We start from the raw sequence: 20,049 nt of genomic DNA, 5'->3' as shown, positions 1-20,049 counted from the left end.
ATCGAACGGCACCGCCATGCCTTTCGCCGGAACTACGCACCGGCAGGCGATTGCTCGGTGCCGGTTCCACCTGTGCAGCGAACACCCGTTCCCTGCAATTCGAAGATCACTGCTGCCCGGGCACGACCCCCAGCAGCTCACACTGGAGGTACAACGATGCGACGTACACGTTGGATCGTGCTCGGCGGGTGTTTCCTCGCCTACCTGTTCGACGCCCTGGAAATCGTCCTACTCTCCATGGCGCTACCGTCCATCCGTAAGGACTTGGGCATCACGATCACCCAGGGCGGCCTGCTGGCTACCGCCACCCTGGTCGGCATCGGTGTCAGTAGCGTCCTCGGTGGCTATGTGGCCGACAACTTCGGGCGTAAGAAGGCACTGCTCGCCGCGCTGAGCATCTTCGGCATCTTCACTGCCGCCATCTACGTGGTCCCGAGCTACGAGGTCTTCCTGCTGCTGCGGTTTCTCGCTGGTATCGGGCTCGGCGCAGTCTGGAGCGTGGTCTCGGCCTACGTGGTCGAGACCTGGCCCGAAAAGCATCGTGGTCGCGCAGCCGCGTTCGTGATCAGCGCTTTCCCCGCCGGCGGTGCGATGGCAGCCACGATCTCGGGCTGGTTCCTGCCGGATTGGCGACTGATGTTCCTGGTGTCGGGCTGCGCGGTAGTGCTGCCGATCGCCATCGTCGCGATCTTCTTCTCCGAATCCGCCACTTGGGCAGCTCAGAAGGCCGACAACGCCGACGATGTCGTCTCCGTGCGTGATGTGCTGGGCTCCTCGCTGCGTCGGCGCACCCTGCTGGGCACCCTCATGGCGGCGCTCGCGCTGTTCGGCTACTGGGGTGCGATGACCTGGCTGCCGACCTACCTCACCACCGAGCGTGGGCTGCCGTCGACCTCGGTCGCGCTGTTCATCACGATGCTGAATCTAGGAATGTTCTTCGGCTACAACGGTTTCGGCTACCTCGCCGATCACATCGGCCGTCACCGGACGATCATCATCACCTTGCTCGGCGTCACGCTGACACTGCCGATCTACGCACTCACCACCCAGGAGACCGCCCTGCTGTGGATGGGACCGCTGTTCGGCGCGTTCACCGCCTTCTTCGGCCTGTTCGGCTCCTATCTCGGGGAACTTTTCCCGACCAGGGCCCGCGCTACCGGTGCCGGGTTCTGTTTCAACGTCGGTCGCGGTGTCTCGGCGCTGGCGCCGTTCGCTCTGGCCGGACTGGCGGCGAGTATCGGATTCCAGGGCGGCCTCATCGTGTGCGCGGGATTCTTCGGCCTCGCCGCGGTGGTGGCATTGCTCCTGCCACGCGGCAGCACTGTCACTGATGACGTTGTCGCCCAACCGGTTACCGACCCACGTGACGGAGAACCCGTCAAGGTGTGACAACCGATGGTCTGGGTCGCTCATGGCGACCCAGACCATCTGCTGGCCTTCGAACCCTATCCACCATCTCGACGAGGAAGACACTGCTGTGCCATCGACGATGCAAGCTGCCGTCTACTACGGCCCCCGCGATATCCGACTCGAAGAAGTCGACATCCCCTCTCCGGGCACCGGGGAAACACTCCTGCGGGTGCTGCGATCGGGAATCTGCGGGACCGACGCCTCCGAGTGGACCGCCGGACCGAAAACCTTTCCCGTGCAACGCCGCCACCCCCACAGCGGGCACCTCGGCCCGATCATCCCCGGCCACGAATTCGTCGGCGAGATCGTCGAAGCCGACCCGGGTTCCGGCCTCACCGAGGGCAGCCTGGTCGCCAGTGGTGCCGGTGTCTGGTGCGGTAAGTGCCGACGATGTGGCGAAGGCCGAACCAACCAGTGCACGCAGTACCGGACCCTCGGGCTGAACCTCCACGGCGGGATGGCCGAATTCGTCGCGGTCCCGACGAAGACACTGCGTCCGTTGCCCACCGGGTTGCCCCTGGACCACGCCGGACTCGCCCAACCGCTGTCTGTCGGCATCCACGCGGCTCGCCGGTCCGGTGCGCGCGAGGGCGACAACGTCGTCATCATCGGTGCCGGTGCGATCGGCTCGTTCGTCCTCGCCGGCCTGCGATACCTCGGCGAGTTCGACATCACAGTCATCGACTTCCCCGGCAGCCGCCTCGACCGCGCGCAACGTCTGGGCACCGATCGCACCCTCACTCCGTCGGAGTCCATCGCCGCCGATCTCGCCGATGCACTAAACGGCCGCAAACCCGACGTCGTGATCGAGGCAAGCGGGGCCCCCGGACAGCTGGCGACGGCACTCGAGATGGTCGTCGACGGCGGCCGTATCCAAGCCGTCGGCATTCCCAAGGACAAGCCCGCCCTCGACATGCATTCGATGATCTTCCGCGAGATCACCCTCGACACGACACTGGCCCACGTCTGCGACACCGACCTCCCCGCCGCGCTGCACATCCTCGCGGCAGACCCACTGCTCGGCACCGAATTCGCCGAGACCCCGGTAGGACTGGCACATCTGGGCGCGTCACTCGATCGGCTCGCCGCAGGGCAGGTGGAAGGCAAGATCCTTATCGATCCTGGCGCATGACTGGTTCGGGATTGTCAGCGCCCGTATCCGTCTGGCCTGGTTCCGGATAACTGTTCTTCTCCGGAGTCTCACCAAAGAAAGATGTGTCAGCCCACTCTCGCGCTCCGGAACAGTCGGCGGGCGGGCGGAGGCTGGGTCGATGCCGGTGTCAGTCGGCAGCGGCAACCGAGAGATCGAGAACCGAGCAGCAGTGAGAGGTAATGCCAATAAGAGGCTGACGACGGCGAACCTGTCGGTGGGGCTGGGCATACTGCCTGGCATGGGCTCGATGAACGAGATCGAACAACCGCACGACGTGCTAGTCGCGGTCGAACCGGTGCTGTCCGAGCAGGAATTGGACCGAGTCCGCCGCAACGTCATTGCCGCAAAAGCACCCAACACACGTCGCGCCTACAGCCAGGACTGGCGACGCTTCGAATCATGGTGCGGCTCTGCAGGCCGGCAGGCGGTCCCAGCCCACCCGTTGACTGTCTCGGCCTATCTCACCGAAGCCGCCGATGCCCTCGATTCCCAAGGCCACCACACCTATTCGGCCGATACACTGGGACGATGGGCTGCTGCCATCGCCTATCGGCACCGCGCCGCCGGCCTCCCTTCTCCCTGCAGCGCATCCGTGGCCTCGGAAGCTCTCGCCGGGATCCGCCGTGACACCACGCGCCGAAGACGTCGCGCACGCCGTGCGGCTCCCTTGCTGACCGGCGACATTCGTGATCTGGTCGCCGTGCCTCGCGTTGATACCACCACCGTTGCCCGCCGCCTCGCCGCACTTCGTGACCCGGCCCTGATCCTGTTGGCGTTCCCCGGTGCTTTGCGGGCCTCTGAACTGTGCCAGCGTCGGGCCGTTGATATCCGGCAACACCGGCTCGACGGTCTACACATCGTGATCGAGCAGAGCAAGGGCGACCAAGAAAGCGCGGTCACCGTCCCAGTACCGCGTGCGAGCGACCCGGCGGTGTGCCCGCCATGTGCGTGGGTACGGTGGCGTGCCGTTCTGACAGCCCAGAGCAGCGGCGGTCGCGGCGCCGTCAAACTACACCTGGACCGAGACAATCCCGCTGATCCATTCGACCACCACATCTGTCGCGGCGAACTCACCGAGTTGCCGCAGCAAATGCCCGCGTTTTGCAGCATCGACCGGCACGGCAATCTTTCGACAGGACGAGCGCTGGGTGCTGAGTCTCTCGGCGACATCCTGCGCCGACACCTACGCGCCCTCGGCTACACCACCGCCGAGATCAAGACCTTCAGCGGACACAGCCTGCGCGCGGGATTCGTGACGGATTCGATCCGAGCCGGTGCGACCGAACGACAGATCATGCGCCAAACCCGCCATAAATCCGAAGCGATGGTCCGTCGCTACCAACGCGAGGATGCGCCTCTGGCCGACAACGCCGTCACCCTGCTGCCGCTGCTATGACCTGGCAGATCGCGGCACGGTATCGCTACGATTGGGCCCGGTTCACCGACTGGGCACGCTCTCGCGGTGAGACGTTCCTACCGGCTGGCCCGCTGGTGATCCTGGACTACCTGATCAGCCACCCCGCCGCGGACAGCACCCAGCGTGGACGCCTCGCCGCGATCAACCACGCACACACCACCTTCGGGTACCCTCCGCCAGGACGTGCCGCTGCACTGCGTGATGCGCTCACCGCAGCCCGCTACGACCGAACCGCTACGCTGCGGGCTCGGGTGCAGGAAGTGCTGCCGCTGCCGGAATGGGGCTGGCCCGAGGGGCTGTTCGGGCGCCGCGACGCGGCCATGCTCGTTCTCGCCGCCGCGGGTCTGCCGTACAAGACCATCGCCGAACTCCGTCTCAGCGATCTCGAATCTCACCCTGATCAGGTGATCATCGGCTCCGTACCGCTGGCGGTCCTGCACGCGACCGACAACGAGGACTCGTGTCCGGTGGCGGTGCTGCACCGATGGACCGCCGCTGTTCCGCTGCTGGTTCAGGCGCCCGCCACCATGGCAGCGGCTCGGGATTGGCTCACCACCGGAGCTCGCCAGCCCAGCACGCTCGACTCCACGCAGCTCGCGGTGCCGTTGCTGGTGTCCATCGACCGGGACGGCCGACCGCCGCTGCCGATGACGCACATGGCCGCTACCTCGGTCCGCAGTATCGTCCGAAACCACCTCTCGGGGCAAGTTCGGTCGCACCGGTCCCGAATACCAGACCGCGGCGATGCGCGTCCCGGCCGTTCCGAGCTTTCGTTGGTCCCTGACTCGCCGCTTCCAGACGTCCACGACCGCGGTGTGCAGGCACGCAAGAACGCAGTCACTCTGTTTGACGACCTCGACCTCGACAACGTGTATGACGAGGTGTCGCGCCGGTATGACGAGATCCTGAACCGATTCCACTGGACCTGAGACGAAGCGGCGATCCGTTGTTCCCGATGGAAGTCGACTACACCCGTCCAAATCGACTGACATTCCAGTGACGCAATCACTGACATCGAGTGACGTAGCGCCAGGTCATCCGCACTGACATGACATGACGCACGTCATGGGATGACAGCAAAAGCCCTCAGCTGCCTCCTCCTTGTGGCGCTGGACATGGACTAGGCGGGGGAGCGGTGCCTGTGGCATCCATACCAGGCCTTGCTGAAGACGGCGTTGCGCCGGACGCCGGAAGCGTCACTTCCGCAATACAAGTGGACGCCAACTACCTCCAGCTGGCTTTCAACTACTGACATCCAGTGACGCCTTCTACTGACACGACCGACGTATCGCCTGGTCGCGGCACTGACCTTTTGATGACGGGTCTCACGTACAGGCGAGCACAGCTTTTCACGAGTTCCGTAGCTATTACGTTGCGTTTGCTGTGACCAAACGTAAACGTAAATCATTCAAGGTCATTCGAAACGATCTCAGATCCTGACCGCCGATAATGTTCACTTATCGGGGGTCAGGATCGGATGGGCCGGATCTGACTCGCGAAGGGGCGACACGGTTTTCGTTTCGTGCAATACGTAACGTATTGACGAAACCAACGCTACGATTCACCCGTGTCGAGCGTATGCAACTACCCGGGCTGTGCCCGTCCCATTACCCGCGCCGGTGGGCCGGGTCGCCCCTCCGAGTACTGCGATCACCCCGACCACACGCGGTGGCGGGCGTGGCGGGAAAGGCAACGGCAGCAACAGGAGTCCGAGAGTGCAACCCCTGCCGTCACTGTGACGGCTCAGGGCCCGGTGACAGTGGCGCGTCTGCGGGCCGACGAGCTGCTCGGGCAATTCCGGGGACTGGCCGAGCAGCTGGGGACCACGCTGAACGCAGCGGTCGCCGAGCTACAGACAATCGGGGATCCGTCGGTGGCCGAGGCGCAGGTCCAGGCCGTCCAAGCCGACGCTGCTCGCCGGATCGCCGAGGCGGAGATGGCGACGGTGGCGGCCGAACAAGCGCGGCGCGAGGCCGAAGAGGCACGCGCACTGGCGGAATCGGTGGCCGAAGAGGCGGTGGCGGCCGCCGAACACGCCGAACAGGCGGTGGGGGAAGCGCTCGCGGCCAGGGACGAAGTCGTGGCCTCGGTCGACGCGCTCACCCGACAGGCCTCCGAAGACGTGTTCGCGGCCCGCAGCGACGCCGAGGCACAAGTACGTGCGGCACAACAACAAGCAAGCGACGACATCGACGCGGCGCGACAAGAAGCCGACGACGCCGTGGCCCGTGCCCAACAGCGCGCCGACACCGAGATCGCGCACCAGCGCCGCGACGCCGAGGCCCGGATCGCGGCCGCGAACGCCGAACGCGACCTGGCGATCCAGCGGGCCGCCGACGCCGACCGTGCCACCGAACGCGCCGAACAAGCCACCGCCGAACGGGTGGAGGCCGCCGCCGAAGCACGCGAGGAGTGGCGCCGGACCCGCACCGAACTCGACACGGCCCGCGGCGAACTCGACCGCACCCGTACCGAACTCGCCGAGCTGCGCCGCACCACCACCGCCGAAACCCAGCAACGCCGCGACGAAGCGGCGGCCGCACTCGAGCAGGTGCGCACCGAAGCCGCCGAACGGTGGGCCGCGCTCGACGACGCCCGCAAACAAACGCTGGCCCGTGCCGAACGCGCCGAAGCGCAGCTCGACGAACTCCTCGCCACCACCCGCACCCCGCTACCACAAACATGAGCGGGGGTATCGGGGGCGGCGAGCAGCGACCTGGACTAGCGTCACGCACATGACCGAGCAGCCCGGCCCTCTCGAATCGACGCGTGAGTTCGCCGCCATCGACATCGACGACATGCTGAACGCCGACGAAACCTACACCGGACCGACCTCACGGACGCGACTGATCGCGATCCTGGTGGTGGCGGCGCTGCTACTGGGCGCCGGTGCCACCACCCTCGCGATCCTGCTGGCCTGACCTCTCACGCGGGCCGGGCCAGCGGAGTGTCGGGCTCGCCGGAATTGCGCAGCGCGACGATCTGTTCGGGCACCCAGTAGATCCGGCCGAACTCGAACGCCTGATAGACCCCGTCGTCGTGGGCGGTCTCGTCGGAGGCCGGCCAGCCGAGCTCGCCGTTCTCGTACCCGGCCGCCGCCCACCGCGCGCCGATCGCACCGTGCACCCAGTACGCGGGTTGGCCGGCGCGCCGGTAGACCATGCCGCCCTGAAACGCTTGTGCCAACCCGGGGCCGGACCCGCGCGGATCGGGCAGTTCGGTGTGCTCGGCCGTCGGATAACCCAGCGGTCCTGTCTCCCACTCCAGCTCCGCGTACTTGTCCGTGATCGCGGTGGGGACGGCGTGGGCATCGGTGCTCGGATGCCAGTACACGTAGCCGTGCTCGAATTCGGCGAAACGTCCCACCCCGTCCGGTGTGCTGAGTTCGCCGTCGGTGCGGCGCGCGCCCAACCACGGCGACGCGGCGGCACGGGCATCGATCGCGTTCGGTCCGGTCCCGTCGGCGAACGAGGCGACGTGGTCGGCGAACACATCCCACGGGAAGTTCGGGCCCACATCGGTATGCGAGCCGATGCCCAGTGCCCTCGTGACGTACTGATGGTCGGAGATCCCGTCGCCGACGTGGTAATCCGGTTCGATCACCTCGGTGGAGTACCCGTGCCGGTGCGCGCTGCGGACAGCGAGGAACGCCGCGATCCGCAGATCGCCGTCGATGGCCAGCCACTGTTGCCGCGACCACGCGATCCGGCTGCCCGCGAAGCACAGATTCACCGTGAAAGGGTTCGCCGAGAGCACCGACCAGGACGCGAGCTCCTCGGGCACCACCCGCACCACCACCGCGTCGCGCAGCGTGTAGTGGTAGGACACACCGTTGGCGGGGTTGTTGAGGTAGGCGGCAAGGGATTCGGCGGTGCCGTTGCCTTCCTGGGTGTGCAACAGGAAATTGGTGATGCGGGCCCCTTCGCGCGGGGAGTGCGACGGTCCGAGCCGGTCGATCTCGGTGAACTGCGGCACCGATACCGAACGATCGAGCGCCCACTGCCCGAAGTCGGGGGCGAGGATGTCGTTGACGTCGACGCGGGTGCCGTCGATGATCGGTCCGGGGTTGCTCGGGGTGTCGATCACCCGCTGGTAGAGCACCGCGCGTGGTTCCCGTTCGGTACCCGACCAGGCCCGCGTCTGCCACGCCCAGCTGAATTCCCCGCGCGCGCCGACCACCCCGTCCTCGATCGCCCACGCACACACTCGCGAATGCCCGTAGATCCCGGTCCAGGCGGTGCCCAGCACCGAGTTCACGCCCCGGAAGAACTCCACGGCCGTGCTGTTCCACTGCGACAGCGAGATGTCCTCGTCGACGGCGAAGAAGATCGGTGCGCGTCGGGGCGCGCCCACGCTCAGGTGGGTGGCCAGCGCCTGTTCGGCCATCCGGCGACCGCCGTCGAAACCGGTAGTCCAGTCCGAGGGGGTCGCGTCGCCGGGTTTGCCGTACTGCCAGATGGAGACGATGTCGAGCCCGGCGGCGGTGAGCGCGCGAGCGTAGTCGGCGGTGATCGGTTTGGCGCCGAAGTTCGCGCCCGGCCTGCTCGGTGAGATGTAGGCGAGAACCGCCGAATGGCCCGCGGCGACGATCGCCCGCGGTTCGATGAGCCTGGCCGCGAAATCGACAGCTGTAGACATGATTGACCCCCTGTATGGCTGCGTATCCGATGGAATTCCCGAGATGGTGGAACTATCGCGATGATTGACGCTGGTACCCGAGGATCGGTACCGGGGTGAGGATCTCACCGTGCACAATTCTAAACGAAACACTTACTCCCGCACCGGCGTTCACCAACGAACAGGGTAGTACCCGAATTCGGGAGTAGTTTCACTCACGCGTGCCTGCCCGTGGGCCCGCTAACCTTTCGCCATGGTGGCACAGCTGATGTGGGGGATCCCGACGCACGGGTTCTTCGTCGCGCTCGGTGTCGCCGTGGCCGCGGTGGTGTTCGTGGCCGAGTGCAGGCGCCGCGACGCGCTGCGCGAAGAGTCCCTGGTCGCGGTCACCGGTGCACTGGTCGGTGGGGCGATCGGCATGCGGTTGTCGAGTCTGGTCGAGACTCTCGATCCGTATGAGAGCTGGATGTTCGGTGCGCGCAGTGTGCTGGGCGGATTGTTCGGCGCGTATGTGGGCGTGTTGATCGCGAAAAGGATCATCGGATATCGGGAACGCACCGGTGACCTGTTCGCCCCCGCGGTGGCGCTGGGCATGGCGGTGGGGCGCATCGGCTGCTTGCTCACCGAGGCGCCGGGACGGCCGACGAGCCTGCCGTGGGCAATCCACGCCCCCGCCACGGTGCCGCAGTGCCCCGGGTGTGTGGCCGGTGTCGCGATGCATCCGAGCTATCTCTACGAAATCGTGTTCCAGCTGGCCGCTTTCGGCGCACTGTGGTGGTTGCGCGACCGGATCAGCACGCCGGGTGAGCTGTTCACCCTCTACGTCGGGGCGTACGCGATCTTCCGGTTCCTGGTCGAGTTCACCCGCGCCAACGACACGGTATGGCTGGATCTGACCCGCCCGCAATGGTTCCTGCTGCCGGGACTGGCCCTGGTCGCGGTGCGCTGGAGCATCGGCTACCGGCGCGGGAACTACGACGGTGTACTTCGACGAAAGGTCGTGGCATGAACTTTCCTCCCGGACCACCACCGAACATGCCGCCCCCACCGCCGCAGCAAGGCGGGAAACCGCCGGGCCAGGGCGGTCAGGTCGCGGCGATGGCGTTGGCGGGGGCGATGGCGTTCATCGTGGCGAACGCGATGGCGGGATTCTTCGTGTTCATGGTCGTCGCCTCCATCAATGACGACGCCGCGACCAAGGCACTGTTCGGGCTGACCGCGGTGGTCAGCGCGGCAGCGGCTTTCGGGGGTGGCTGGCTGTTGATCCGGCGCAAACGGCCCGCGCCCAAAGGGTTCGGGATGGGGTTGATGATCGGGTGGTCGCTGGTCACGGTGTGCACGGCGGGGTTGTGCACGGCCATCAACCCGGAGCTGTACACGGGCATGTTCGGGATGGCACCGTGACCGGGATGCCGTTGCGGGGCGATCGGATCCTGCGCTATGTCACCGCGTTCTGTCCCCGCTGCCACGACGAACACCCCGAGACCGCGCTACCCGACGTCGCGAGACTGTCGGGGTGGCTCGCCGAACGGGACGGGAAAGTCTTCCTCGAACGAGGATGTCGAACGCACGGCATGGTGCGGACCCTCTACGACGAGGACCCGGAAATCCTGGCCTACCTCGAAGAATGGACCGCTCCGACCAAGGCGCACCTGCCCGACACCGTGGGCAATTTCGACCCGGTGCCCTCGGCGTATCTGCGGGGACTGCCCGAGATGCAGACCCAGCACACCTGCATCCTGCTCGAAGACATCATCGACAGCTGTAACCTACGCTGTCCCACCTGTTTCGCCGACTCCTCACCCGAACTGCGCGGGGTGGTGCCGGTCGAGGACGTGCTGTCCAATGTCGATCAGCGTCTTGCTCGCGAGAACGGGCGCCTGGACGTGCTGATGCTCAGCGGCGGCGAACCGACTCTGCATCCACAGTTGGCGCGGCTGCTGACCGAACTGACCGCACGGCCGATCACCCGGATCTTGCTCAACACCAACGGTCTGCGCATCGCCGTCGACGACGAACTGCTGGCGCTGCTGCGCGCGCATCGCGACCGGGTCGAGGTGTATCTGCAATACGACGGGGAAACCGCACAGGCCTCACGCCATCACCGTGGCGGTGACCTGCGTGTCCGTAAACAGCAGGCCCTGCGACGGCTGTCGTCGAACGCCGTCTTCACCACTTTGGTGATGACCGTGGCCCTGGGTGTGAACGACGACGAGATCGGCGCGGTCCTGCGCACCGCCATGGACACACCGTTCGTCGGCGGGGTCTCGATCCAACCGCAATTCGGTTCCGGGCGTTCGGGAGCGATCGACCCGATGAACCGGCTCACCCACACCGGTGTGCTGGCCCGACTCGGCCCCCAGACCGACGGATTGGTGACCTGGCGTGACCTCACCGCGCTGCCGTGCTCGCATCCACACTGCTGCTCGGTGGGCTACCTGCTGCGCGACGACGCGGGCCGATGGCGGTCGCTGGTCTCGCTGATCGGGCACGAGAGGCTGAAGCAGCAGCTGGGACTGGTGTCCAACCGGATCGCGGACTCGGCACTGCCCGCCGAACTGCGGGTAGCGGTCCAGGAATCGTTGCTGGGATTGCTCTCGGAGCAGTCGTCGCTGTCGCATCCGGAGATCGGGCGGGTGTGGCGCAACATCTGCGAGAACTGCGATCTGGGGATGTCGACCCTGCTCACGCTGGCGTCGTCGGCGTTGCCGGGGCGGCGTCAACGGTTGCGCACACTGCTCGGGGAACGCGTTGTGCGGATCACGGTGAAACCGTTCATGGATATGTCGACGATGATCGAGGAACGGCTCACCCAGTGCTGCGTGCACGTGGGGACCCGTGCCGATGCCGATCAGTGCGCGCCGTTCTGCGCGGTGCAGGCCTGGCCCGCGCTGTCGCGGCAGCGATTGTCGGCGGCGGCACCGGCGGGGCGGGCGTTGTTGCCGGTGGAGGTGCGGTGAGCGAGCGCGGGGTCTACTACGAGGAGGCGATGCGCGGGCAGCAACCGCACGACCCGTTGACCTTGTGTGTGGTCGCGACGGTGGCGTTGCTGACGTGGTTGGTGGGGCCGTGGGCGGTGGTCGGGTTCGGTGCGCTCGCGTTCGTCGGATACTGGCGGGCGTGGCGGGCGGGGTTGAAGCGCAGTCGATGCTGGTTGCGCGATACCCGGCTGGTGCTGGGGTATGTCGGGGCGATCGCCGTGGTCGGGGCCGTCGCCGCGGTGTGGTAGCGGCGTGTCGCCAAAGCCGGTGTGGCAGAACGGTAGCGGGCGGGCGCGGGGCACGGTTGACTGATAGCCATGGCCTCCACACGCTCCAGCAGGCAGCGCCGCCCCGGGGTGCCCGCACCCTCGGTCCCGCCGGGCGAACTGATCGTCGTCACCACGCCGACCGGCCCGGAGATCACGCCGATCGCGCTGCGCGAGAACCGGTCCGTGCGCACCAGGGTCGATGAGCTCCTGCCCGCCACCGCGCGTCTGGTACCGATCTTCGGTCCGGACGACCGGCTCGCGGCCCGCCTGGCCGGCACACCGCAGGCGCCGGTCGCGGGGGAGTACCTCAGTTACTACTCGGTGCACGGTGAACTGGGCGACCTCGGAGAGCTCGCGCACCGGCTGCGTGAGGACGACACCGTCGCCGCCGCCTACGTCAAGCCGGCGGCCGAACCTCCGCTGGCTCCTCTCGCGGAGAGCATCGTCGCACCACGAGCGCCGGCGGTGACACCCGATTTCCGGGTCAGACAGGCCTATCTCGACGCCGCACCGCACGGCATCGACGCGGTGTGGGCCCATGGTCGGCCCGGCGGGCTCGGCACCGGCGTGCGGGTGATCGACGTCGAGGGCGCGTGGCGGTTCACCCACGAGGATCTGCGACAGAACCAGGGCGGAGTCATCGGCGGTACCGCCTCCGCCGATCTGGGATGGCGCAACCACGGCACCGCCGTCGCCGGCGAGATCAGTGGCGACCTCAACGAATTCGGCGTCACCGGAATCGCACCCGACGCCCACATCAGGGCCATCTCGATCTTCGGCATCGGCTCGGCCGCGGCGATCCGCTCCGCGGCCGACGCTCTGCATCCCGGCGACATCGTGCTCATCGAACTGCACCGCCCCGGACCACGATTCGACTACCAGGCCACTCCCGATCAGCGCGGCTACATCGCCGTGGAATGGTGGCCCGACGACTTGGCCGCCATCCGCTACGCGGTGAGCCGGGGCATCGTCGTCGTGGAAGCGGCGGGCAACGGCGGCGAGAACCTCGATGACGCCGTCTACGACACCCGTCCCGGCGACTTTCCCGCCGCCTGGCACAACCCGTTCCGCGCGGGCCCCGCCGATTCCGGTGCCATCCTGGTCGGCGCGGGCGCCCCACCGCCGGGGCTGCACGGCCGCGACCACGGACCGGCCCGCTCGCGCCTGGACTTCTCCAACCACGGCGCCCGCCTCGACGCCCAGGGCTGGGGCCGCGAGGTCACCACCACCGGCTACGGCGACCTGCAAGGCGGTCCCGACGAAGACCTCTGGTACACCGACGAATTCAGCGGCACCTCGAGCGCGTCCCCGATCGTCGTCGGCGCCATCGCCGCCTACCAGGGCATCCGCACCGCCGGCCCCGGCCGCGCGACCCCCGAGCAGATCCGGACCCTGCTCCGCACCACCGGCTCGCCCCAAACCGCCGCCCCCGGCCGTCCGACCACCCAGCGCATCGGCACCCTGCCCGACCTGCGCGCCATGACCGCGAAAGGCTGAGGCACCCGATGGCAGTGATTCATCAGACCACCGTCACCCCGTCCAAGCGCGATCTCGTCGCGGCCTGGTTGCCCAGTCGGCAGTGGTACCTGGGCGCGACCCCGTGCCTGGACAGAGTCGGTGGCTTCCGCCTCGACGACCCGGCCGGTGAGGTCGGGATCGAGTTCGTGCTGTTCGTCGACGGTTCCGGTGCCGACCAGGTGCTGTATCAGGTGCCGATGACCTATCGCGGGGCACCGCTGCACGGCGGCGACTCGGCGCTGATCGGCACTGCTGAGCACGGGGTGCTGGGCCGGCGCTGGATCTACGACGCGACCCGCGATCCGGTCGCGATCGCCGCCGTCATCGATCTGCTGACCGGCCGCGCGACCGCTCAGGCCCAGAGTCTGAGCGACACGTCCGACCCGACGGTCGTTGTGACACCGGCCGGGTCGGCCGAGGGCAGCCTCGGCGTGGCTGTGGACGGCGTCGCCCACACCGATGTTCCCTGGGGGTCCGCTGCCGTGCGATTCCATCGTGTGCCGGTGTCGTTGTGGGTCGGCGGAGCCGGTTCGGTCGCCGCACCCTCGGCGCTGGGCCCGGTGGTCGAGTTGATCAGCGTGTTGACCGACTGGGCATAGCGCAGCCCGTGCGCGCCGGACCGACACGGGCTCTGCCGGGGAGAAAACCGGATGTGCCGGGGCGGGGTGGCGTGGCAGGGTACGAGCATGGCATCGGCGAAGAGCGTGTGCGTTCGGGCGGCGACTCCTGCGGACTCGGCGGCGATCGTGGGGTTGCAGGAGGCCGGGTTCGGGATGCGGTACGGGAGTGATGAGAACGAATACCGGGGAGCGGTCTTTCCGGTCGAACGGTCACTGGTCGCGGTGGAGGGTGACCGGATCGTAGGGCACACGGTGGATCGGACGATGACGATCACGGTGCCGGGGGAGCGGACGGTGCGCGCGTGTGGGGTGTCGGGGGTCGCGGTGGCGCCGACGCATCGGCGGCGGGGGATCCTGCGCGAGCTGTATCGGGCCCAGCATGCTCGGACCGAGGCCGACCGGTTGCCGTTGACGATCTTCACGGCCAGTGAGGGCACGATCTACGGGCGGTTCGGCTACGAGGTGGCCGTCATCGACACCGCGATCTCCATCGATACGCGCCGTGCCGAATTCCGCTCCACCACACCGGATCCCGGTGGCGTCACCTTGGAGACGCTGCACGAGGCCGCCCCGCGGATCCGCGAGATCTACGAGCGCTGGCAGCAGGTGACGGCGGGGGCGCAGGTTCGGCCGGATGCCAAGTGGGACCTGTTCTTCGCCGACGTAGAACGCCACCGCCACGGTGCGACGACGCTGTTCGTGCTGCTGCACGCCGACGGCTATGCCCTGTATCGGCGCTCGCGGCGCGAGAACCGTGACATCGCCTCGGTGTGGGAATTGCGTGCGGTCACCCCCGACGCGCACGCCGCGCTGTGGCGGGTGCTGCTCGGTATGGACCTCGTCGACACCGTGGAAGCCGAGATCGCCGACGACGATCCGCTCGCCTACATGCTCACCGACCCGCGCACCGTGCAGATGACCCGCCGCGGTGACGCACTGTGGGCGCGGGTCATGGATGTCCCCGCCGCCTTGACCGCCCGCACCTACCGCGCCGACCTCGATACCGTCGTGGCGGTGCGCGATCCGTTCCGCGACGCGGGCGGGAATTTCGCCCTGCGGATCCGCGACGGCCTCGCCGAATGCGAGCCGACCACCCGGACAGCGACTCTCGGCTTCGACATCAATATTCTCGGCGCCCTGTACTTCGGTGCTCATCGCGCGAACACGTTCGCCGCCGCGCACCGGATCGCCGTCGAGGATCCGAAGGCACTGCGCGCGTTCGACGAAGCGTTCACCACCGACCGTGCGCCGCAATTGGGGTGGTTCTTCTAATACCTCGGCAACGGGCGCGTTCACCCCGAAGGTCGCTCCCTCGCGAGTACGGTAGGTAGCTGTGGATTCGCACGAGGTCGATTCTTCGGTTCGGGTGCGTGGCGCCCGGGTCCACAACCTGCGTGATGTCGACGCGGACATGCCACGAAATGCCCTGGTCGCCTTCACCGGAGTGTCGGGTTCCGGCAAGTCTTCGTTGGCGTTCGGCACGCTCTACGCGGAATCACAACGCCGCTACCTGGAGTCGGTGGCACCGTATGCCCGCAGGTTGCTGAACCAGGTGGAAGCGCCCGATGTCGACACCGTCACCGGCCTGCCGCCGACTGTGGCCCTGGCCCAGCGCCGGTCCTCGCCGTCGTCACGCTCGACGGTCGGCACCGTCACCGCGATCTCGAACACGCTGCGCATGCTCATGTCCCGCGAAGGCGACTATCCCGACACCCCGGCCAGGACCGGCCCCGGGCACTACCCGGAGGGCACCAACCGTCTCTACTCCGACGCGTTCTCCCCGAACACCGTCGAAGGCGCGTGCCCTCGCTGCCACGGACAGGGCGTCGTCCACGAGGCCACCGAGGCGTCGATGGTCCCCGATCCGTCGCTGAGCATCCGAGAGGGCGCGATCGCGTCGTGGCCCGGCGCCTGGCAGGGCAAGAATCTGCGCGACGTGCTCGCCGCGCTGGGCTACGACATCGACCGCCCGTGGCGTGAACTCTCACCCGCCGCCCGCGAATGGATCCTGTTCACCGAGGAGAAGCCGGTGGTCACAGTGGAACCCGTGCGAGAACCGCATCGCATCCACCGCCCCTATCAGGGCACCTACACCGGTGCCAAGCAATTGCTGTTGCGCTCGCACGCCGAATCCAAGAGCGCGGCGACCAGGGCCCGCGCGGCCGAATACCTGCACACCGCCGTCTGCGGGCTGTGTGCGGGGCGACGGCTCAAACCCGAAGCGCTCGCGGTGACCTTCGCCGGGTACAACATCACCGAGCTCGCCGACCTGCCGCTCGTCGAGCTCGTCGAGGTACTGCGCCCCTACACCCCCGGCACGGAAGCCGTCGCGGTACTCACCCAGGACCTCACCTCCCGCATCGATGTGCTCATCGAGCTCGGGCTCGGCTATCTGAGCGTCGACCGGGAGAGCCCGACACTGTCCGGCGGTGAGCTGCAACGATTACGGTTGGCCGGGCAGTTGCGGTCGGGCCTGTTCGGTGTCGTCTACATTCTCGACGAACCCTCGGCGGGACTGCACCCGGCCGACACCGCGGCACTGACGACAGTGCTGGACCGGCTCAAGCGCTCGGGCAACAGCGTGTTCCTGGTCGAACACGATCTCGACGTCGTCCGCCACGCCGACTGGCTCATCGACATCGGTCCCGGCGCCGGTGTGAACGGCGGCACGGTGCTCTACGCCGGTGAGGTCGAGGGGTTGCGGAAGGTGGCCGACTCGGTCACCCGGCCCTACCTGTTCGACGAGATCGTCCGCCCACCGCGCACGGCCCGCGCCCCGACCGGCGAGCTCCGATTACGCGCCGTCACCAGCCACAACCTGCACGACCTCGACGCCGACATCCCCCTCGGGGTGTTCACCGCGATCACCGGCGTCTCCGGTTCGGGCAAATCCACTCTGCTGCACGCTGTGTCGACGACCGCCGGCGTCGATCCGGACATCGTGCGTGTCGTCGAAGTCGATCAGGCGCCGATCGGGCGCACCCCACGGTCGAACCTGGCCACCTACACCGGCCTGTTCGACACGGTCCGCAAACTCTTCGCCGCGACCGGCGCCGCCGAAGCCCGCGGGTACGGCGTCGGCCGGTTCTCGTTCAATGTGGCCGAGGGGCGCTGCCCGACCTGCCAGGGCGAGGGATACATCACCGTGGAACTGCTGTTCCTGCCCAGCACCTACAGTCCGTGCCCGGCCTGCCACGGCGCGCGCTACAACCCCGAAACCCTCGACATCACCTACCGCGGCAAAACCATCGCCGAGGTACTCGACCTGACCGTCGACCAGGCCGCCGACTTCCTCGGCGACGTCGACGTCGTCGCGCGTGCCCTGCGCACGCTGCGCGATGTCGGCCTCGGGTACCTGCGGCTCGGTCAACCCGCCACCGAACTGTCCGGCGGTGAAGCCCAACGGGTGAAACTGGCCACCGAGTTGCAGCGGGCCCGGCGCGCGGGCACCGTCTATCTGCTCGATGAACCGACTACCGGGCTGCATCCGGCCGACACCGATATCCTGATGACACAACTGAATTCGCTCGTCGACAGCGGCGCCAGTGTGGTGGTGGTCGAACACGACATGACCGTTGTCGCCGGGGCCGACCACGTGATCGACATGGGACCGGGCGGCGGCGGGCAGGGAGGCCGGATCGTGGCGCAGGGGACACCGAAACAGGTGGCGGACAGTACGGTCAGCCGGACTGCGCCCTACCTGCTGGAGCGGCTGACATGACCGGCAGCGCGGATCGGACCCGCACGGCGATGCTGGTCGCGGGCGGGTGTTCGTTTTTGCTCGGTGTAGCGCTGCTGCTGTGGCCCGGGCGCGATGAATCCACGCTGGCGACGCTGTTCGGGATCTCGCTGATCCTGAGCACCGTGGTGCAGGTGTATCTGACGTTCATGGCGCGGATCGCGTTTCCGCTGCGGGTGCTGGTACTGGTCAGCGCCGCACTGACGGGGATCTTGGCGGGCCTGGTCTTCCAGGGCGGCAATATCGAACTGCTGGCCCTGTGGATCGGCATCGGCTGGTCGGTGCGCGGTGTGGTGCACGCGCTGGTCGCCGCGTGGGACGACAGCGTCGAGGACGGCTGGGCGCACGAACTGTGCGGGCTCGCCACCACCGCGATCGGCATCGCCATCATCGCGATCACCTTCCAGACGGTCACCGGGCTGGCCACGATGGCCGGTGCCGGGCTGGTGGTGATCGCGGTGATGGAACTGCTCGCCGGTGGCCTCGGGCGGGCGGCGATGGCGGCGGCGCGCGGGTCCGCGACCGAGGAGCAGACCCCGCCGGTTCGGGCCGCTACCGAGCTGTAGTAGCGAATCACACACTGCCACTTCGGGATTCGAGGTTTACGCGAACTCACGGACAACGCGACATTGCGGGCAGTCGAGCGAGCGCTGAACTCTGCGTGCACCCTCGCTCACGGCTGGGGTATCTGTGCTGCGCGACGGTAGCGTGGCCCGCGGCGTGCGCACGGGGAGGGTCCTGTTCGGCGCGCCGCGTCCGCAGCCCGATTGTGAGCCCAGGAGAATGTGGTGTCGCGCGTAGTCCCCGGCGTAGCTGCCGATGCCGTCCAGCGTGAAGAGCTGGCTATGCGGCGCATGACCGAGAGTTTGGTCGAAGACCTGTCCGAGAACGTCCCCGTCGACCAGGTGACGTCGGCGGTCGGCGCCGCGCACCACCGGTTCACCGGTAAACCGATCCGGGAGTTCGTGCCGATCCTGGTCGAGCGGATCGTGCGCCGCGAACTCGCCGATCCCGACCCGACGGTACGAGTTCCGGCCCCCACCGCCAGCGTGCGCGCCGCGGAACTGATCGCACGCGAGTCGAACACCACCGAGGAACCGCCGAAGCGGGCGGTGAGCAGGCGTGCGGTGGTGCCGTTGTCGATCGGCGCGGCCGTGGTCGTGGCCGGTGTCGTCGCCGGAGTCGTGCTCCTGCCCGGCGGTGCCGATGCACCGGCCGCCGCTCCCGCCGCCGGCGTGACGGTGGTGCGCGGGGTGGTGGGGTCGGAGAAGATGTCGTTCTTCGCCGATGAGCGCGTGGCGAAGGTGCTCGCCGACAACGGCCTGCGGGTCGAGGTCGAACCGGCCGGTTCGCGCCAGATCGCGACCACCGTCGACCTCGGTGCGTTCGATTTCGCGTTCCCGTCGAGCATTCCGGCCGCGGAACGAATCCAGCGTCAGCGCAACATCACCACCAAGTACACGCCGTTCTCGTCACCGATCGCCATCGCCACCTACCGGCCGATCGCGGACCTGCTCACGGCGGCCGGGGTGATCAAGCCCGGCCCGGTCGCGACATTCGATATGAACAAGTACCTGGAACTGGCCGGGACCGGTGTGCAGTGGGACGACCTGCCCGACAACACCACCTACCCGGTCGCCAAGAACATCCTGGTCTCGACGACCGACCCGCGCAGCTCGAACTCCGCGGCCATGTACCTCTCGATCGCCAGCTATGTCGCCAACGACCACACCATCGTGCGCGGCGCCACCGCCGAACAGCACGTGTTGCCGGCGTTGTCGAAACTGTTCCTCGCCCAGGGTTACACCGACAACAGCAGCGACGGACCGTTCAACCAGTACCTCACCAACGGCATGGGCCCGACCCCGCTGGTCTGCATCTACGAGGCACAGTTCGTCGAAGCCGCCGGCAAGGGCCGGATCAAGCCGGACATGGTGCTGACCTACCCGACCCCGACGGTCCTGTCGAGCCACACCCTCGTTCCGCTCGACGCCTCCGGCGACAAGATCGGCAAACTGCTCATCGACAACGCCGAACTGCGTCGCCTGGCCGCCGAACACGGCTTCCGTACCGGTGACACCGCCCAGTTCACCTCGGTCGCCGCCGACCGTTCGGTGCCGGTGGCCGCCGATCTGATCGACGTCGTCGACGTGCCGGCCTACGAGACCCTCGAGCACCTGCTCGACGGGGTGGCCAACTCCTACAACTGAACTCGCCTCCACGAGTGCCGCGCAGCTCCCGGCTGCGCGGCACTCGTGTTCCTGCCGCCAGGAGGACGCGTTCAGGGCATGCGGCCTCGCGCCGATTCGTGTCCAGGTGACGCGC

The 20,049-nt window shown here is 67.6% G+C and carries 17 protein-coding genes and 1 pseudogene; 16 read left to right on the top strand and 2 right to left on the bottom strand.

All coding sequences use genetic code 11. The features are described 5' to 3' along the window. Positions 1-156 precede the first annotated feature (156 nt). The 6 genes from ACFTS5_RS09475 to ACFTS5_RS09450 all read left to right on the top strand — a co-directional run bounded on the left by ACFTS5_RS09475 (position 157) and on the right by ACFTS5_RS09450 (position 6,901). The gene (locus ACFTS5_RS09475) at positions 157-1,389 is read left to right on the top strand and encodes an MFS transporter (RefSeq protein WP_378629248.1); all 1,233 of its coding nucleotides are present in this window, start codon (positions 157-159) and stop codon (positions 1,387-1,389) included. An 88-nt stretch (positions 1,390-1,477) separates the two neighbouring features. After that, the gene (locus ACFTS5_RS09470; protein ID WP_378629245.1) at positions 1,478-2,542 is read left to right on the top strand and encodes a zinc-binding dehydrogenase; all 1,065 of its coding nucleotides are present in this window, start codon (positions 1,478-1,480) and stop codon (positions 2,540-2,542) included. A 139-nt stretch (positions 2,543-2,681) separates the two neighbouring features. Next, a complete protein-coding gene (locus ACFTS5_RS09465; RefSeq protein ID WP_378629244.1) occupies positions 2,682-3,959 on the top strand; it encodes a recombinase in 1,278 nt (425 codons plus the stop codon). Further along, on the top strand, positions 3,956-4,909 hold the full coding sequence (locus tag ACFTS5_RS09460; protein ID WP_378629241.1) for a recombinase: 954 nt from the start codon (positions 3,956-3,958) through the stop codon (positions 4,907-4,909). The genes ACFTS5_RS09465 and ACFTS5_RS09460 overlap by 4 nt, the downstream gene beginning before the upstream one ends. Positions 4,910-5,733: 824 nt before the next feature. After that, positions 5,734-6,666, top strand: a complete 933-nt coding sequence (locus tag ACFTS5_RS09455; RefSeq protein ID WP_378629240.1) for a hypothetical protein — start codon at positions 5,734-5,736, stop codon at positions 6,664-6,666. A 49-nt stretch (positions 6,667-6,715) separates the two neighbouring features. Then, entirely contained in the window at positions 6,716-6,901 is a 186-nt protein-coding gene (locus ACFTS5_RS09450; protein ID WP_378629239.1) for a hypothetical protein, read from the top strand. A gap of 4 nt (positions 6,902-6,905) precedes the next feature. On the opposite strand, the gene ACFTS5_RS09445 is transcribed toward ACFTS5_RS09450, so the two are convergent. Beyond that, positions 6,906-7,472 carry an LGFP repeat-containing protein gene (locus ACFTS5_RS09445; protein ID WP_378630011.1) on the bottom strand — a complete coding sequence of 189 codons (567 nt, stop codon included), beginning with the start codon at positions 7,470-7,472 and terminating at the stop codon, positions 6,906-6,908. A gap of 492 nt (positions 7,473-7,964) precedes the next feature. Beyond that, positions 7,965-8,618 (bottom strand): annotated as a pseudogene (locus ACFTS5_RS09440) (DUF1906 domain-containing protein); the annotation flags it as partial. A gap of 232 nt (positions 8,619-8,850) precedes the next feature. Between ACFTS5_RS09440 and ACFTS5_RS09435 the strand changes: the two are divergent. From ACFTS5_RS09435 to ACFTS5_RS09390, 10 genes are all read left to right on the top strand, one after another. Next, positions 8,851-9,606 (top strand): prolipoprotein diacylglyceryl transferase, encoded by a 756-nt coding sequence (locus tag ACFTS5_RS09435; RefSeq protein WP_378629236.1) that lies wholly within the window; start codon positions 8,851-8,853, stop codon positions 9,604-9,606. Further along, complete coding sequence (locus ACFTS5_RS09430; protein WP_378629234.1) at positions 9,603-10,001, top strand: hypothetical protein; 399 nt, start codon at positions 9,603-9,605, stop codon at positions 9,999-10,001. The genes ACFTS5_RS09435 and ACFTS5_RS09430 overlap by 4 nt, the downstream gene beginning before the upstream one ends. A 5-nt stretch (positions 10,002-10,006) precedes the next feature. Next, entirely contained in the window at positions 10,007-11,557 is a 1,551-nt protein-coding gene (locus tag ACFTS5_RS09425) for a radical SAM protein (RefSeq protein ID WP_378629232.1), read from the top strand. Beyond that, on the top strand, positions 11,554-11,826 hold the full coding sequence (locus tag ACFTS5_RS09420) for a hypothetical protein (RefSeq protein WP_378629229.1): 273 nt from the start codon (positions 11,554-11,556) through the stop codon (positions 11,824-11,826). The genes ACFTS5_RS09425 and ACFTS5_RS09420 overlap by 4 nt, the downstream gene beginning before the upstream one ends. 69 nt (positions 11,827-11,895) lie before the next feature. After that, positions 11,896-13,344, top strand: coding sequence for a S8 family serine peptidase (locus ACFTS5_RS09415; RefSeq protein WP_378629227.1), 1,449 nt, complete (start codon positions 11,896-11,898; stop codon positions 13,342-13,344). A gap of 8 nt (positions 13,345-13,352) precedes the next feature. After that, the gene (locus ACFTS5_RS09410; protein WP_378629224.1) at positions 13,353-13,964 is read left to right on the top strand and encodes a 1,4-alpha-glucan branching protein; all 612 of its coding nucleotides are present in this window, start codon (positions 13,353-13,355) and stop codon (positions 13,962-13,964) included. 87 nt (positions 13,965-14,051) lie between these two features. After that, positions 14,052-15,257 (top strand): GNAT family N-acetyltransferase, encoded by a 1,206-nt coding sequence (locus ACFTS5_RS09405; protein WP_378629223.1) that lies wholly within the window; start codon positions 14,052-14,054, stop codon positions 15,255-15,257. A gap of 139 nt (positions 15,258-15,396) precedes the next feature. Beyond that, positions 15,397-17,706, top strand: coding sequence for an ATP-binding cassette domain-containing protein (locus ACFTS5_RS09400; RefSeq protein WP_378630009.1), 2,310 nt, complete (start codon positions 15,397-15,399; stop codon positions 17,704-17,706). Continuing rightward, entirely contained in the window at positions 17,703-18,290 is a 588-nt protein-coding gene (locus ACFTS5_RS09395; RefSeq protein WP_378629222.1) for a DUF308 domain-containing protein, read from the top strand. The genes ACFTS5_RS09400 and ACFTS5_RS09395 overlap by 4 nt, the downstream gene beginning before the upstream one ends. A gap of 222 nt (positions 18,291-18,512) precedes the next feature. Then, positions 18,513-19,934, top strand: coding sequence for a three-helix bundle dimerization domain-containing protein (locus ACFTS5_RS09390; protein WP_378629220.1), 1,422 nt, complete (start codon positions 18,513-18,515; stop codon positions 19,932-19,934). The last annotated feature ends 115 nt before the right edge of the window (positions 19,935-20,049 follow it).

It is taken from the genome of Nocardia sp. NPDC056952 (genome assembly GCF_042674185.1).
GTDB lineage: Bacteria > Actinomycetota > Actinomycetes > Mycobacteriales > Mycobacteriaceae > Nocardia.
This window is presented reverse-complemented; position numbering and strand designations above follow the sequence as displayed.